12 protein-coding genes are annotated in these 12,627 nt (G+C 56.5%); 4 read left to right on the plus strand and 8 right to left on the minus strand.

Annotated features, from left to right (window positions below; all coding sequences use genetic code 11):
* Positions 1-65 precede the first annotated feature (65 nt).
* The 3 genes from K5658_RS11465 to ettA form a co-directional block, all read right to left on the minus strand.
* Positions 66-1,043 carry a hypothetical protein gene (locus K5658_RS11465; RefSeq protein WP_221063269.1) on the minus strand — a complete coding sequence of 326 codons (978 nt, stop codon included), beginning with the start codon at positions 1,041-1,043 and terminating at the stop codon, positions 66-68.
* 227 nt (positions 1,044-1,270) lie between these two features.
* Complete coding sequence (locus tag K5658_RS11470; protein ID WP_221063270.1) at positions 1,271-1,471, minus strand: hypothetical protein; 201 nt, start codon at positions 1,469-1,471, stop codon at positions 1,271-1,273.
* 69 nt (positions 1,472-1,540) lie between these two features.
* Complete coding sequence (ettA, locus tag K5658_RS11475) at positions 1,541-3,208, minus strand: energy-dependent translational throttle protein EttA (protein WP_221063271.1); 1,668 nt, start codon at positions 3,206-3,208, stop codon at positions 1,541-1,543.
* A 113-nt stretch (positions 3,209-3,321) separates the two neighbouring features.
* Here ettA and K5658_RS11480 point away from each other — a divergent pair, with 113 nt between their 5' ends.
* The gene (locus tag K5658_RS11480; protein WP_221063272.1) at positions 3,322-4,449 is read left to right on the plus strand and encodes a GNAT family N-acetyltransferase; all 1,128 of its coding nucleotides are present in this window, start codon (positions 3,322-3,324) and stop codon (positions 4,447-4,449) included.
* 67 nt (positions 4,450-4,516) lie between these two features.
* Here the strand turns inward: K5658_RS11480 and K5658_RS11485 are convergent, their stop codons facing one another.
* From K5658_RS11485 to K5658_RS11495, 3 genes are all read right to left on the minus strand, one after another.
* The gene (locus tag K5658_RS11485) at positions 4,517-5,149 is read right to left on the minus strand and encodes a hypothetical protein (protein ID WP_221063273.1); all 633 of its coding nucleotides are present in this window, start codon (positions 5,147-5,149) and stop codon (positions 4,517-4,519) included.
* Between the two features lie 108 nt (positions 5,150-5,257).
* Entirely contained in the window at positions 5,258-6,907 is a 1,650-nt protein-coding gene (locus tag K5658_RS11490; protein WP_221063274.1) for a DUF4407 domain-containing protein, read from the minus strand.
* A 201-nt stretch (positions 6,908-7,108) separates the two neighbouring features.
* The gene (locus tag K5658_RS11495) at positions 7,109-7,753 is read right to left on the minus strand and encodes a fibronectin type III domain-containing protein (RefSeq protein WP_221063275.1); all 645 of its coding nucleotides are present in this window, start codon (positions 7,751-7,753) and stop codon (positions 7,109-7,111) included.
* 531 nt (positions 7,754-8,284) lie between these two features.
* Here K5658_RS11495 and aat point away from each other — a divergent pair.
* From aat to infA, 3 genes are read left to right on the plus strand one after another with little or no spacing between them, the layout of a single operon-like run.
* Entirely contained in the window at positions 8,285-8,992 is a 708-nt protein-coding gene (gene aat / locus K5658_RS11500; protein WP_221063276.1) for a leucyl/phenylalanyl-tRNA--protein transferase, read from the plus strand.
* A complete protein-coding gene (locus K5658_RS11505; RefSeq protein ID WP_221063277.1) occupies positions 8,989-9,708 on the plus strand; it encodes an arginyltransferase in 720 nt (239 codons plus the stop codon). Before aat ends, K5658_RS11505 begins: the two co-directional genes overlap by 4 nt.
* A gap of 57 nt (positions 9,709-9,765) precedes the next feature.
* On the plus strand, positions 9,766-9,984 hold the full coding sequence (gene infA, locus K5658_RS11510; protein ID WP_085213738.1) for a translation initiation factor IF-1: 219 nt from the start codon (positions 9,766-9,768) through the stop codon (positions 9,982-9,984).
* A 2-nt stretch (positions 9,985-9,986) separates the two neighbouring features.
* Here the strand turns inward: infA and clpA are convergent, their stop codons facing one another.
* Both clpA and clpS read right to left on the minus strand, forming a co-directional pair.
* Positions 9,987-12,254, minus strand: a complete 2,268-nt coding sequence (gene clpA, locus K5658_RS11515; protein WP_221063278.1) for an ATP-dependent Clp protease ATP-binding subunit ClpA — start codon at positions 12,252-12,254, stop codon at positions 9,987-9,989.
* Between the two features lie 13 nt (positions 12,255-12,267).
* The gene (clpS, locus tag K5658_RS11520) at positions 12,268-12,588 is read right to left on the minus strand and encodes an ATP-dependent Clp protease adapter ClpS (RefSeq protein ID WP_085213742.1); all 321 of its coding nucleotides are present in this window, start codon (positions 12,586-12,588) and stop codon (positions 12,268-12,270) included.
* Between the last annotated feature and the right edge of the window lie 39 nt (positions 12,589-12,627).

Raw genomic sequence — 12,627 nt, forward strand, 5'->3', positions numbered from 1 at the left:
GTGTTTCTGCTGAGTGAGGAAAGGGGGAATGCCGCGTGGGGCGCGGGCGATGAATTCGTTAAAGCTTATTCCATCCTGAACAATACGTTTTCCGCTTGGTTCAAGAGCTTATCCAGCTTTTTCAGGGATTTGAGCAGTTTATCGGTATCGGCGGGCACCGCCACCGCCAGGCTGGCGAATTCCAAACTGGCTTTGACCAGGGAAAAGGCGGGGCCGTGCAAGGCGGGTTGCCCGGTGCCGCTTTTGAGTTTTCCGGCTAGGGCGGCGAGTTGTTCCAATTCCGGTTCCCAGTTCTTGGATATTTTGGACCGTTTGTCCGGGATGGCTGCGGGATTTTGGGAGAGTTCGGTGATGATCCTGCCGTTTTGTTTGGCGGCGAGATAGGTTTCCTTGAGTTCTCTGGTGATTCCAGCGCCGAAATAAACATTGTAGGATTCGATTAAGCCATCGTAGACAATCTTTCCCAGGAATGGCAATAAGACCACCTTGGTGCGTAACGGTAAATAGGATTTATGGATGATTTCTTCCAGTCCTTGGTGCAGGCCCAGCACGCCATAGACTTGGTTGTGATTGCCTATGAAGATGGCATGGGATTTTAAATAGCGCTCCAGGAAAAAATCGCCCGCGACGAAATTTTGCCACCCGGTGACGATGGCGAGTTCTTCTTTGTCGAAACCTTGGGGATTTTGTTCCAAGAAGGTTTGGTGCAGTTCGGGGTGTTGGTAAAGCGCGTTGCGGACTTGGGCTTTTTGTTCGGTCGGGGCTTTGATATAGCTTGCCAAATCCTGGATTTCCGGCAGCAGGCCAAGCTTTTCCTTGACGAAGAATTGCAAGGGCCACATCAATCGGAAAAACAGTTCGGCTTGTTCCGTGCTTAATTTCATAACGTAACTAGAAAAGTATCTGGGTCGGGAAGTTTTTTCGCCAAAGCCACCGGCAAAAACGGACTCGCCGGATTCACCGTGAGCGACTGGCTGGCCGGGTGCGAAACCAAATCCATCATTACGTAATCGATTAGCCGATAAGCCGGTCGTATTCGGCATGACTGCCAATCCAAAACCACTGTATCCCGTCGGGAACGGGCACTCCGAGGGCACGGTAATTCAATCCCACCCGCACGCTCCTGAATTTTCCAGCACAAACCGGCTTGAATTGCAGGGAGGGATGCGCCAGGTTGCGTTTGAGCAAAACATAATGCGGCGGGCGAGCCTTTGGATTTCCGGCGGCAGTTGCGATAAGCAAACCCAAAATCGCTTCGACGCATAATGCTTCAAATCTCGCGGACCTCGCCTCTCCGGTACTCGGCCAAGGCTTCTTCGGCCAACGCATCCAGCTTACCGGCGGCGGCGTCCGCTTCGATCCGCTCGTCCCAGGCATCCGCGGCGAACTCGGCGAACCAACGGCGGAACTTGGCGAATTCCTCCGGGGGCAATTGCGAGACGGCTTGTTCGACGGCTTCGGCGGTCATCATGGCGGTTTTCCTCGATAGAGCGGAATAGGGGATTCCCAAGCCCAAACCTGGGAATCCCTGGTCCCGGAATCAACCCATCAGCGGCTTATACCGGATGCGGTGCGGATTCTCGGCCTCGTCGCCTAGGCGGCGCTTGCGGTCGGCTTCGTAGTCGGCGTAATTGCCCTCGAACCACACCACCTTGCTTTCGCCCTCGAAGGCCAACATGTGGGTGGCGATGCGGTCCAGGAACCAGCGGTCGTGCGAGATCACCACGGCGCAGCCGGGGAAGTCGAGCAGGGCTTCCTCCAGCGCCCGGAGGGTTTCCACGTCCAGGTCGTTGGTCGGTTCGTCCAAAAGCAGGACGTTGCCGCCGCTCTTCAGCAGCTTGGCCAGGTGGACGCGGTTGCGTTCGCCGCCCGAGAGGTCGCCGATGCGCTTTTGCTGGTCGGAGCCCTTGAAGTTGAAGCGCCCACAGTAGGCGCGGGAGGGCGTCTGGTAATTGCCGACGGTAATCATGTCGAGTCCGTCGGAAATCTCCTCCCAGACGGTCTTGTTGGGGTCGAGATGGTCGCGGGTTTGATCGACATGGGCGATTTGCACGGTTTCGCCATGGCGGATGGTACCACTATCCGGCTGTTCTGTGCCCGCGATCATGCGGAACAAGGTGGTTTTACCGGCACCATTGGGGCCGATGATGCCGACGATGCCGCCCGGCGGCAGCCTGAAGCTCAGGTCGTCGATGAGCAAGCGGTCGCCGAAGCCCTTCCGCAAGCCTTCCACCTCGACCACTTGATCCCCGAGCCGCGGCCCCGGCGGGATATAGATTTCCTTGGTTTCGTTGCGCTTCTGGGTTTCCTGGTTGGCGAGTTCCTCGAAACGCTGCAAACGGGCCTTGCTCTTGGCGTGGCGGCCTTTGGGGTTGGCGCGGACCCATTCCAATTCGGCCTTCATGGCTTTCTGGCGGGCGGATTCCTGTTTTTCCTCGACGGCGAGGCGCTTTTCCTTCTGGTCCAGCCAGGAGGAATAATTGCCTTCCCAGGGGATGCCGTGGCCGCGGTCGAGTTCCAGAATCCAGCCGGCCACGTTGTCGAGGAAATAGCGGTCGTGGGTGACGGCGATCACGGTGCCGGGGAAATCGTGGAGGAAGCGTTCCAGCCAGGCCACCGATTCGGCGTCGAGGTGGTTGGTGGGTTCGTCCAGCAGCAGCATGTCGGGGCTGGACAGCAGCAAACGGCACAGGGCTACGCGGCGCTTTTCGCCCCCGGAGAGTTTGGTGACATCGGCGTCCCAGTCGGGGAGCCGGAGGGCGTCGGCGGCGATTTCCAGGGTGCGGTCGAGATTGTGGCCGTCGCTGGCTTGGATGATGCTTTCCAGCCGGGCCTGTTCGGTGGCGAGGGCGTCGAAATCGGCGTCCGGTTCGGCGTAGGCGGCATAGACCGCGTCCAATTGGGCCAAGGCGTCCTTGATGTGGGACAGGGCTTCCTCGACATTGCCGCGCACGTTCTTGGCGGGGTCGAGTTGTGGCTCTTGCGGTAGGTAGCCGATGTTGATGCCGGGCTGCGGGCGGGCTTCGCCGTTGTAATCCTGATCGACCCCGGCCATGATCCGCAATAGGCTGGATTTGCCGGAGCCGTTGAGTCCCAGCACGCCGATCTTGGCACCGGGGAAGAATGAGAGCGAGATGTCGCGGAGGATTTCGCGTTTGGGCGGGACGACCTTGCCCACCCGGTTCATCGTATAAATATATTGAGCCATTTCAATGCCATGCCTTCGGCGGGAAAACCGATATTATTTCACGGTTCGCCGCCGGGTTCACGGCGTGTAGTTTCGCGGATGGAGGGCAACAGCCGATGCGGCTAGAAGGTGGAATGAAAACGCGGGTCGTGCGGCGCTTGGCCGAGGTCGATGCCGCCGCTTGGAACGCGCTGACCGGGGGAACTTATCCGTTCCTGCGCCACGAGTTCCTGTCGGCCTTGGAGGAATGCGGTTGCTTGGGTCAGCGGGTCGGGTGGATGCCGCGGCATTTACTGTTCGAGGATGGGGCGGGGCGTTTGGTCGCCGCTTGTCCGATGTATCTCAAGTCCAATTCCTTCGGGGAGTTCGTGTTCGATTGGGCCTGGGCCAATGCCTATGAGCGATCCGGCCTCGACTATTACCCCAAGTTGGTGGTGGCCGCGCCGTTCACGCCCGCCACCGGGCCACGGCTGTTGATCGCCCCGGAATATCGCTCGGAAGCGCTGGCGGCGGCAATCATGGAAGCGGCCATCGCGGAGGCCGGGCGGGCCGGGGTGTCGTCGCTGCATTGGCTGTTCGCCACCGACGCCCCTTTGCTGGAATCGCCGAGCTTTATGCGGCGGCTGGGCTGCCAATTCCATTGGGAAAACCGGGATTACCGGGATTTCGGCGATTTCCTGGCGGGGTTCACCGCCAAACGGCGCAAGGAGGTCCAGCGCGAGCGGCGCTTGGTGCGGGAGGCGGGCGTGGCTGTGGAGCGGATCGCCGGCGATGCCGTGGAACCCGGATTGTGGCGCAGCGTCCACGAGCTATATTGCGCGACTTTCGCCAAACACGGCAATTATCCGGCGCTGACCGAGGCGTTCTTCCGCGAGGTCGCCGCCACCCTGGGCGGGCAGGTGATGCTGGTGCTGGCGCGGCGGGGCGGGGACATCGTCGGCGCGGCTTATTTCCTGGTTGGGGCCGAGTGTTTGTATGGCCGCTATTGGGGCTGTTGGGAGGAGGTGCCCGGCCTCCATTTCGAGGCGTGCTATTACCAGGGCATCGAGTATTGCATCGAGAACCGCCTGAAACGGTTCGAGCCGGGTGCCCAGGGCGAACACAAGATCAGCCGGGGTTTCTTGCCGACGCCGACCTGGTCGGCGCATTGGATCGCGCATCCGGGGTTTAAGGAGCCTATCGCCCGGTTTTTGGAGCGGGAGGAGCAGGGGATGCGGGAATATATGGCGGAGCTTGGGGAGCGGTCGCCGTTCAAAGGATAAGTGGGCACCCGTTCCTGCGTCTGGCCTAACGCAGGTTTGCATAGGGCTTCTTCTCTCACCGTTGTTGTTATTGTTGTTGGACAGAGCATCTATGATCTAGATCGACGATGATTTCTTTGGTTTCTTTATCTTGATCGGTTATTTTTACTTCGATAAAACATAAGAATTTTTTTCTATTTTTATCGAAATTGTAGATGGATACTTTATAGGTGCCAAGTTCGAGTGGTGGGTGGTTATCGTGTAGAAGATCGGTTTTGGTTCCATTGTAAAGGTCAAACTCGATTTTGACCTTTTTAGATTGTGGTTGTGGTATTATTTTTAAAAAGTGGGTTTTAACGGGAGATTGTGAAGCATTTCTTTCAGATGAATCTAGACCATTTTGCACTTGTCCATTTTGCACTTGTTTTAATTGGCTTTTCAGTTTTTCTATTTCACCCAGCAAGGCTTGTTTTTCAGCGGCATCAGCGGCATCAGCGGCATCAGCGGCATCAGCAGGGGTAGATGTAGGGGATTGCACTGATTGCGGTTGTGGCGGAGTAGAAGGGGGCAGCTTGCCGATATAGAAAATAAAGCTTAATAGCATAATCGATATTATTATAAAAACCGCAGTGGCTCCAAACAGCCGGAATAAGTCATGGTTGGACAGTTGATTCGGTATATCATGCCGATTTTTAGATGTGGGTAGATCGTCTTTAGACATGGAAGACTCCAGCTTTATGTGAATTTGGTAAGGTCTTTGTAAATGCTTAGCTAAGCCAATTTATGCGGTTATATTTGTCAAATTTATTAGCTTATTTTATTTATACTGTTATTTAATTTTTTCCATGTATTTATCGTTGCGTGTTAAGTAATGATTAAATAAAATCCAAAGGGCCACTGTTAAAGAGCTAGCACCTTGGAGCGCGTTTTTTCTCATGTCTTCAAGCCAAGGTTGCTGTGAGCATGCATAAAATATTATTATAAAAGTTGCAGTACACATGATGGCGGGCACAATAACTTCTATCTTGAATATAGATGTGGTATAAAAATTATTATTTTGACTAATTTCATTAGGTGCTTCGTCATTTGATCCTGCAACTTTTGTAGTCCATATGTTTTTGAATCGCTCATTTAGTTCATTGATATAACTCTCTGGCGAGAAGTCATCTTTCCACTTTTTAATCGTATTGTCTACTTCTTCATTGATCGCGTCTTGCTTAGCTTGGTTAGAGTGGGATTTTGAGTTCCTATAACTTTCAAGCCCATTAACCGCATCAATATGCTTTTTTTGCTTGATTTCATAGCAAAGAATATCGTACTCGCCGCACCCGGTTAGCATTTTGGTTAACACCGGCAAGGTTTCCACAAACAGCAGCAAGATGAAGATTGACCATGCCATACGGTCCAGCACGGGGTCTTCTTTCCGCAATTCAAAGAATATCTTCAAGCGTGCGGTGAAATCGTTAGGGTAGTTTTGCTCATATTGCTTGGAATATCCATTGATTTCGCTTTCAAGCGATTGCTTTTTCTTTTTTTGCTCTTCTTGATTGGCGAGAATCTCCCCGCGCTTCTTTTCTTTGAATTGCTCTAGTTTGGTATTGGTCAAGCCGATTTCTTTTTCTTTGGCCTCGATTTTTTTATCGAATTCAGCGCTGTATTTGTCTCTTTCCGCCTTCTTGGCATTGACCACACGCTCGTAGGAACGGTAGATAGGGCCGGGGGAGGTTTTTTGATGGGCGCAGCCATCGGTTACTTCGCAGTCGCGTTTTTGTTCGGCTGCCCCGATCTCCTTATCCAGCTGCGTAAGTTTTGTTTCTTTTTCTTGTAGCAATCGGGCATAGGCTTCGTTCACGGTGCCCATTTCATTGTCTACGATGGATTTGGTTTCTTGCTCTATGTGCTTGGGGTCGTCCAGTATTTTGCCATTAACGGCAGCAATTTTATCATTATAATCGACATACTCTTTCGATTTCTTGAGGTCCTCGATCATTTTCTGATGCGTTCTCAGGTCGATTTTTTCTCGGAAGAAGTATACTTCGATAGGCGTCGCGACGATGACGCTCACAAGGCCACCCATAACTAGCCGCAATAGGAAAGGGGTTCTTTTGGGTTTATAGTGGACATTGGGTATGGCGGAACCGTTTTGTTGAGATGTGGCTGTGTTCGGGATTAGGACGGGTTTGATTTCAACCACGGAGACGATAAAGCGATCTAAGTTGAATATCGTCACCGCCCAAAGAAGACCGATGAGTGCTGAAACAGACAGGCTATCCGATGAAGTATAAGCGGCGTAGCCACAAGTTAACCATGCGCTGATTGAAGTCAGTAATACGAATAATCCTAAGATATTGTATTTTTGCTGCTCAACCGGGGAGCAATGATATATTTCGGAACTCACTCCGGCGCAGAAATGCAGGAATGATAGCTCGTGGTCCGTGCCGGGAGGTGGTTGGTTGTTGGTATTTGATGGGCTTGACATGCTTTTTTCGGAGATGAAGCTAAGGAAAGAATGGTTGAATTGAACGAGTTGTTCCACTGAATAGGATTACTACCAAAGCGGAAGCCGACATCCTTATTGATATCGGAGAGAGCTTTCAGACGGCGATTTGAGGGCTGTTGGTATTTTGCCCAGTCAGCTTCCTCTTGTTGGCTCAGTACTTGCCCCAGCCATCGATGGGTTTTAAACCACGATAATGTTCACCGGCTCCGCCCAAATCCCCGCCCCCTGGCTCCCAATCGCCCGTAACCTCACCCAATAAGTCTGCGCCGGCACCATCCCTTCCAAGACGATGTGCGAACAGGTCGCCGAGGAAAGCGCATGTTTCCAGTTGGCATCGATGGTCGGGTCGCCCTGCGCGGTTTGCACCTCGTAGCTGCGTGCCCCGGCCACCCGCGCTGCCCTCACTTCCAAGTTACCGCTCACCTGCCCGTGCGCCACCCGGAAATCGGCTGGCGCGTCCAAAATCCCATTGCCGCCCGTCCGCGCCGTGTCTCGGCGTAGATCGTAACCGGTGGTCGCTAATACGGCAGTATCGCCCTGCGCCACCAGTTCCAGATAGGCGGGCAGGCGTTTCAACAACAGGGTCAGCGCATCCCGCGCCTTCTCGCGCTGGGCGATCTTGAGGGTGTCGCGGGTCAGGCTGGCATGATAGGCGTCGCGATAGGCGTTCAGTGCCTCCTTGATGTCGGAAAGCGCGGGCGCTTGGGCGGGCCAGGGTTCGGGGAAAGCGGCATTATTGGTCAGCGAAGCCACGATGAAATCGGCCTTCGCCAGAAAATCCGCCTCGCTGAGACGGTCGAATGCGACAATGAGCTTGGGTTGCATAGTTCCACCTTGGTTTGAAAGCCTCCTGTCCGAGAATGCCTGAGCATTTACGTCGCCGTTAAGATTCGATTGTAAGGTTATTATCTCTGAACTGTATTAAAATCATATAGGTGGTGTAGAGGAAAATCAATAAATCTTATCAAAGCTGATAGGAAGGCTCATGTGGGGATGGAGGCTGTCTTCTGGCTTGGGCTTGGATGTGATGGCGTATATGCTGGAATGCGGACTCATATCCGATACGATGCGACCACGCATAGGTGGATATGCGATATTCCCATCAGCTTGGGCCTTATAGGTAGTCTAGCTAATGTGACCACCTATCCGTATCAAAGTGACCATACTTCCATATGGAAGTGGCCATACATACAAAATACTGTGATAATGTATTGTATTAGAGGCGATCTCGCAGCGAGGCCGATATGTGGGCACATGGCGGTCATGGCGATGGCACGGGTCGGAAGTGGAGGCCGCTAAGCCAGCGGCTTTCTCGGTTATACTCGCCCGGTCACCCGTCCAGCCCATCCTCCGCCCATGCTCACCGTCCTCAATCCCTTCGATAAGCACCAACCCTTCCCCCCCGTGGACAAGGCTTTGCGCGAACCCAACGGATTGTTGGCGATGGGCGGGTGCCTGTCCCCGGAACGGCTGTGCAACGCCTACCGGCATGGCATTTTCCCCTGGTTCGGCGAGAACGAGCCGATCCTGTGGTGGTCGCCCGATCCCAGGCTGGTGCTGCGGCCGGAGCGGGTCAAGGTTTCCCGCAGCCTCGGCAAGCGGCTCAGGCGCGGCGAATTCGCCTTCACCCACGATGTTTGCTTCGCCGATGTGGTCGAGGCTTGCGCCGGACCCCGGTCGATGGTGGCCGGCACCTGGATCACCGCCGACATGAAGCGGGCCTATCGCCGCCTGTACGAGCAGGGGTCGGCCCATTCCTTCGAGGCTTGGCGGGAAGGCGAATTGGTGGGGGGCTTGTATGGCGTGGCCTTGGGGCGGGTATTCTTCGGCGAATCGATGTTCCACCGCGCCACCGACGCTTCCAAGGCCGCGTTCGCCCACGCCTGTGGGCGGCTGGCGGAGTGGGGCTATGCGCTGATCGACTGCCAGGTCCACACCCAGCATCTGGCGAGCCTGGGGGCCGGGGAAATCCCGCGCCGGGAATTCGTCCACCTGCTGGAGGCCTATTGCGAACAAGCCGCCGCGCCTGGGGCGTGGCAACCATCCAGGGAAGACATCCGATGAAATCCATCCCCCTCTATCTCGGCTACGAGCACGATTGCGATTACCTCCCAGGGCGGCGGGCGCGGATGGCCTATGTGTCGCCCAGGGTGGCGCTGGACCCCGTGTTGTATACCCGGCTCGCGGCCAGCGGGTTCCGGCGCAGCGGCGATCTGGTCTACCGGCCCCATTGCCTGGATTGCTCGGCCTGTATTCCGGTGCGGATTCCGGTGGCCCGCTTCCAGCCCAGCCGCGCCCAGCGCCGTGTCGCCAAGCTCAACGCCGATTTGCGCGTGGTGCGGAAATACGATGTTTTCGACGAGCGGCATTATCGGCTGTATATGCGCTACTTGGAATCGCGCCATGCCGATGGTCATATGGCGCTGTCCAGCCCGGAGGATTATATCCAGTTCGTCGGCAGCGATTGGGGCGATACCGGGCTGTACGAGTTCCTGGAAGGGGATGAATTGCGGGCGGTGGCCGTGGTCGACCACCTAAGCGACGGATTATCGGCGGTTTATACCTTTTACGACCCGGGGGTGCCGCGCCGGAGCCTGGGCACCCAGGCCGTGCTGTGGCAGATCGACGAGGCCCGGCGGCGCGGATTGCCTTGGGTATATCTGGGATTCTGGATTTCGGGATGCCGCAAGATGGCCTATAAGGATGCGTTCAGGCCGTTCGAGGTGCTGAGGGAAGGGGGCTGGACCTTGTGGGACGGGGGCGGCAATGCCCAGGTTTGATGTGCTATCATTCGCGCTTTGCCGAAACGCGGCTTGATACGTTTAGAGAAGAGGTTTATGTCGAAAGAAGATCATATCGAAATGGAAGGCAAGGTGATCGAAACCCTGCCCAATACCACCTTCCGGGTACAGTTGGATAACGGCCACACCATTATCGCCCATATCTCCGGCAAGATGCGGAAGCATTACATCCGCATCCTGACCGGGGACCGGGTGAAGGTCGAAATGACCCCCTACGATCTATCCAAGGGCCGCATCACCTTCCGCCAGCGCTGAACTCAGGCGGGTTCGGGCGCCACCCGGGCGCTTTCGAACTCGAACGAAAGCTTGTCTTCCTCCACCCCGATCCTGACGATCCCGCCTTCGGTCAGCCTGCCGAACAATATCTCCTCGGCCAGGGGCTTCTTGATGTTCTCCTGAATCACGCGGCTCATGGGCCGCGCGCCCATCTTGGGGTCGAAGCCATGCTCGGCCAGCCATTCCCGCGCGTCGGGTTCCAGCACCAGGGACACCCGCTTTTCCGCCAGTTGGGTTTCCAACTCAAACAGGAACTTATCCACCACCTGGCCGATGGTGTCGATGCTGAGCGGCTTGAATTGGATCACGGTGTCGAGGCGGTTGCGGAATTCCGGGGAGAACGAGCGCTCGATCACCTTCATGCTGTCGGTGCTGTGGTCCTGCTGGGTGAAGCCGATGGAGGGCCGCCCGCCTTCCGCCGCGCCGGCGTTGGTGGTCATCACCAGGATGATGTTGCGGAAATCGGCCTTGCGCCCGTTGTTGTCGGTCAAGGTGCCGTGGTCCATGACTTGCAGTAGCAGGTTGAACACATCGCCGTGGGCCTTTTCGATCTCGTCCAGCAGCAGCACCGCGTGCGGGTGTTTGGTGACTTCCTCGGTCAGGAGTCCACCTTGGTCGAAGCCGACATAGCCGGGCGGTGCGCCGATCAAACGGGACACGGTGTGGCGCTCCATGTATTCCGACATGTCGAAGCGGATCAGTTCCACGCCCAGCACCTTGGCGAGTTGGCGGGTCACTTCGGTCTTGCCGACGCCGGTGGGGCCGGAGAACAGGAAGCAACCGATGGGCTTCTGGGTTTCCCGGAGGCCCGCCCGCGCCAGCTTGATGGCGGCCGAGAGCGCCATGATGGCTTCGTCCTGGCCGAACACCAGCATCTTCAGGTTCTTTTCCAGGTCGCGCAGTTTGTCCTTGTCGTTGGTGGACACGGTCTTCGGGGGAATTCGGGCGATCTTGGACACGATGTCCTCGATTTCCAGCGTGCCGATCAGCTTCTTGCGGCGGGAGACCGGTTGCAGCCGTTGGCAAGCCCCGGCTTCGTCGATCACGTCGATGGCCTTGTCGGGCAGATGCCGGTCGGTGATGTAGCGGTCGGAGAGTTCCGCCGCCGTGCGCAGGGCCGCGAGCGAATATTTCACCTCGTGGTGCTTCTCGAACCGGGTCTTGAGTCCCTTCAGGATGTGATAGGTCTCGTCGACGGTGGGTTCGTGGATGTCGATCTTCTGGAAGCGGCGGGCCAGGGCGCGGTCCTTCTCGAAGATGCCGCGATATTCCTGATAGGTGGTGGAGCCGATACAGCGTAGGTCGCCCGAGGCCAACACCGGCTTGATGAGGTTGGAAGCGTCCATCACCCCGCCCGAAGCCGAACCCGCGCCGATGATGGTGTGGATTTCGTCGATGAACAGGATGGAGTTCGGTTCTTTCTTCAATTGCGCCAACAGGGCTTTCAAGCGCTTCTCGAAGTCGCCGCGGTATTTGGTGCCCGCCACCAAGGCACCCAGGTCCAGGGCGTAGATGGTGCTTTCGGCCAGGATGTCCGGGACTTCGTTGTCGATGATCTTCTTGGCCAGGCCCTCGGCGATGGCGGTTTTGCCGACCCCGGCCTCGCCCACCAGCAGCGGGTTGTTCTTGCGGCGGCGGCAGAGGACCTGCACCGTGCGCTCGATTTCGTCCTTGCGGCCGATCAAGGGATCGATCTTGCCGCGCTTGGCCATTTCGTTGAGGTTGGTGGCGAACTTATCCAGGGGGTTGGCGTTGGAGGCATCGCCCTCGTCGCCGTCCGGGCTACCGGGTTTGGCGGCGGGCTCGGCTTCCTCGCGGACTTTGGAGATGCCGTGGGAAATGTAGTTCACCACGTCCAACCGGGTCACGTCCTGCTTGTTCAGCAGGTAGACCGCTTGGGAATCCTGTTCGCTGAAGATGGCGACCAGGATATTGGCCCCGGTGACTTCCTTCTTGCCGGAGGATTGCACATGGAAGGCCGCCCGTTGCAACACCCTTTGGAAACCCAGGGTCGGCTGGGTTTCGCGCTTGACGCCGGGGGGGATCAAGGGGGTGGTTTCGTCGAGGAAGTCGATCAGTTCCTTGCGGAGCGGGTCGAGCCGGGCACCGCAGGCCTTGAGGACTTCCACCGCGACGGCGTTGTCGAGCATCGCCAGGAGCAGATGTTCGACGGTGATGAATTCGTGCCGCTTTTCGTAGGCCGACCGGAACGCGACATTCAGCGAGTGTTCGAGATCTTTGCTTAACATAATCAAGACCCTGCTAGGTCTCCTCCATGCTGCACAGCAAGGGATGCTGGTGCTGCCGGGAGTAGTCGTTTACCAAGCGGACTTTGGTTTCCGCCACGTCTTTTGAGAAAACACCACAAACGCCGATGCCCCGCGTATGGACATGGAGCATGACCTGGGTGGCTTTTTCCTCGCTCATGCCGAAGAAGGTTTTCAGCACTTCCACCACGAAATCCATCGGGGTGAAGTCATCGTTCAACAAGACGACCTTGTATAGGGGAGGCCGCTTGAGTTTGGGTTCTGCTTCCTGGACAGCAAGATCGTCGTTGAGCTTGTGATCAGGATGTTGGGCCATCTCTTGGAATCCTATATTGCGAACAGGCCGGATCGTTTC

Source organism: Methylomagnum ishizawai, assembly GCF_019670005.1.
GTDB classification, from domain to species: domain Bacteria; phylum Pseudomonadota; class Gammaproteobacteria; order Methylococcales; family Methylococcaceae; genus Methylomagnum; species Methylomagnum ishizawai.

Bases quoted from the DNA above. Each gene is read 5' to 3' on its own strand.
- K5658_RS11465 (WP_221063269.1), bottom strand. From the start codon at position 1,043: ATGCCGAATACGACCGGCTTATCGGCTAATCGATTACGTAATGATGGA.
- K5658_RS11470 (WP_221063270.1), bottom strand. From the start codon at position 1,471: ATGATGACCGCCGAAGCCGTCGAACAAGCCGTCTCGCAATTGCCCCCG.
- ettA (WP_221063271.1), bottom strand. From the start codon at position 3,208: ATGGCTCAATATATTTATACGATGAACCGGGTGGGCAAGGTCGTCCCG.
- K5658_RS11480 (WP_221063272.1), top strand. From the start codon at position 3,322: ATGAAAACGCGGGTCGTGCGGCGCTTGGCCGAGGTCGATGCCGCCGCT.
- K5658_RS11485 (WP_221063273.1), bottom strand. From the start codon at position 5,149: ATGTCTAAAGACGATCTACCCACATCTAAAAATCGGCATGATATACCG.
- K5658_RS11490 (WP_221063274.1), bottom strand. From the start codon at position 6,907: ATGTCAAGCCCATCAAATACCAACAACCAACCACCTCCCGGCACGGAC.
- K5658_RS11495 (WP_221063275.1), bottom strand. From the start codon at position 7,753: ATGCAACCCAAGCTCATTGTCGCATTCGACCGTCTCAGCGAGGCGGAT.
- aat (WP_221063276.1), top strand. From the start codon at position 8,285: ATGCTCACCGTCCTCAATCCCTTCGATAAGCACCAACCCTTCCCCCCC.
- K5658_RS11505 (WP_221063277.1), top strand. From the start codon at position 8,989: ATGAAATCCATCCCCCTCTATCTCGGCTACGAGCACGATTGCGATTAC.
- infA (WP_085213738.1), top strand. From the start codon at position 9,766: ATGTCGAAAGAAGATCATATCGAAATGGAAGGCAAGGTGATCGAAACC.
- clpA (WP_221063278.1), bottom strand. From the start codon at position 12,254: ATGTTAAGCAAAGATCTCGAACACTCGCTGAATGTCGCGTTCCGGTCG.
- clpS (WP_085213742.1), bottom strand. From the start codon at position 12,588: ATGGCCCAACATCCTGATCACAAGCTCAACGACGATCTTGCTGTCCAG.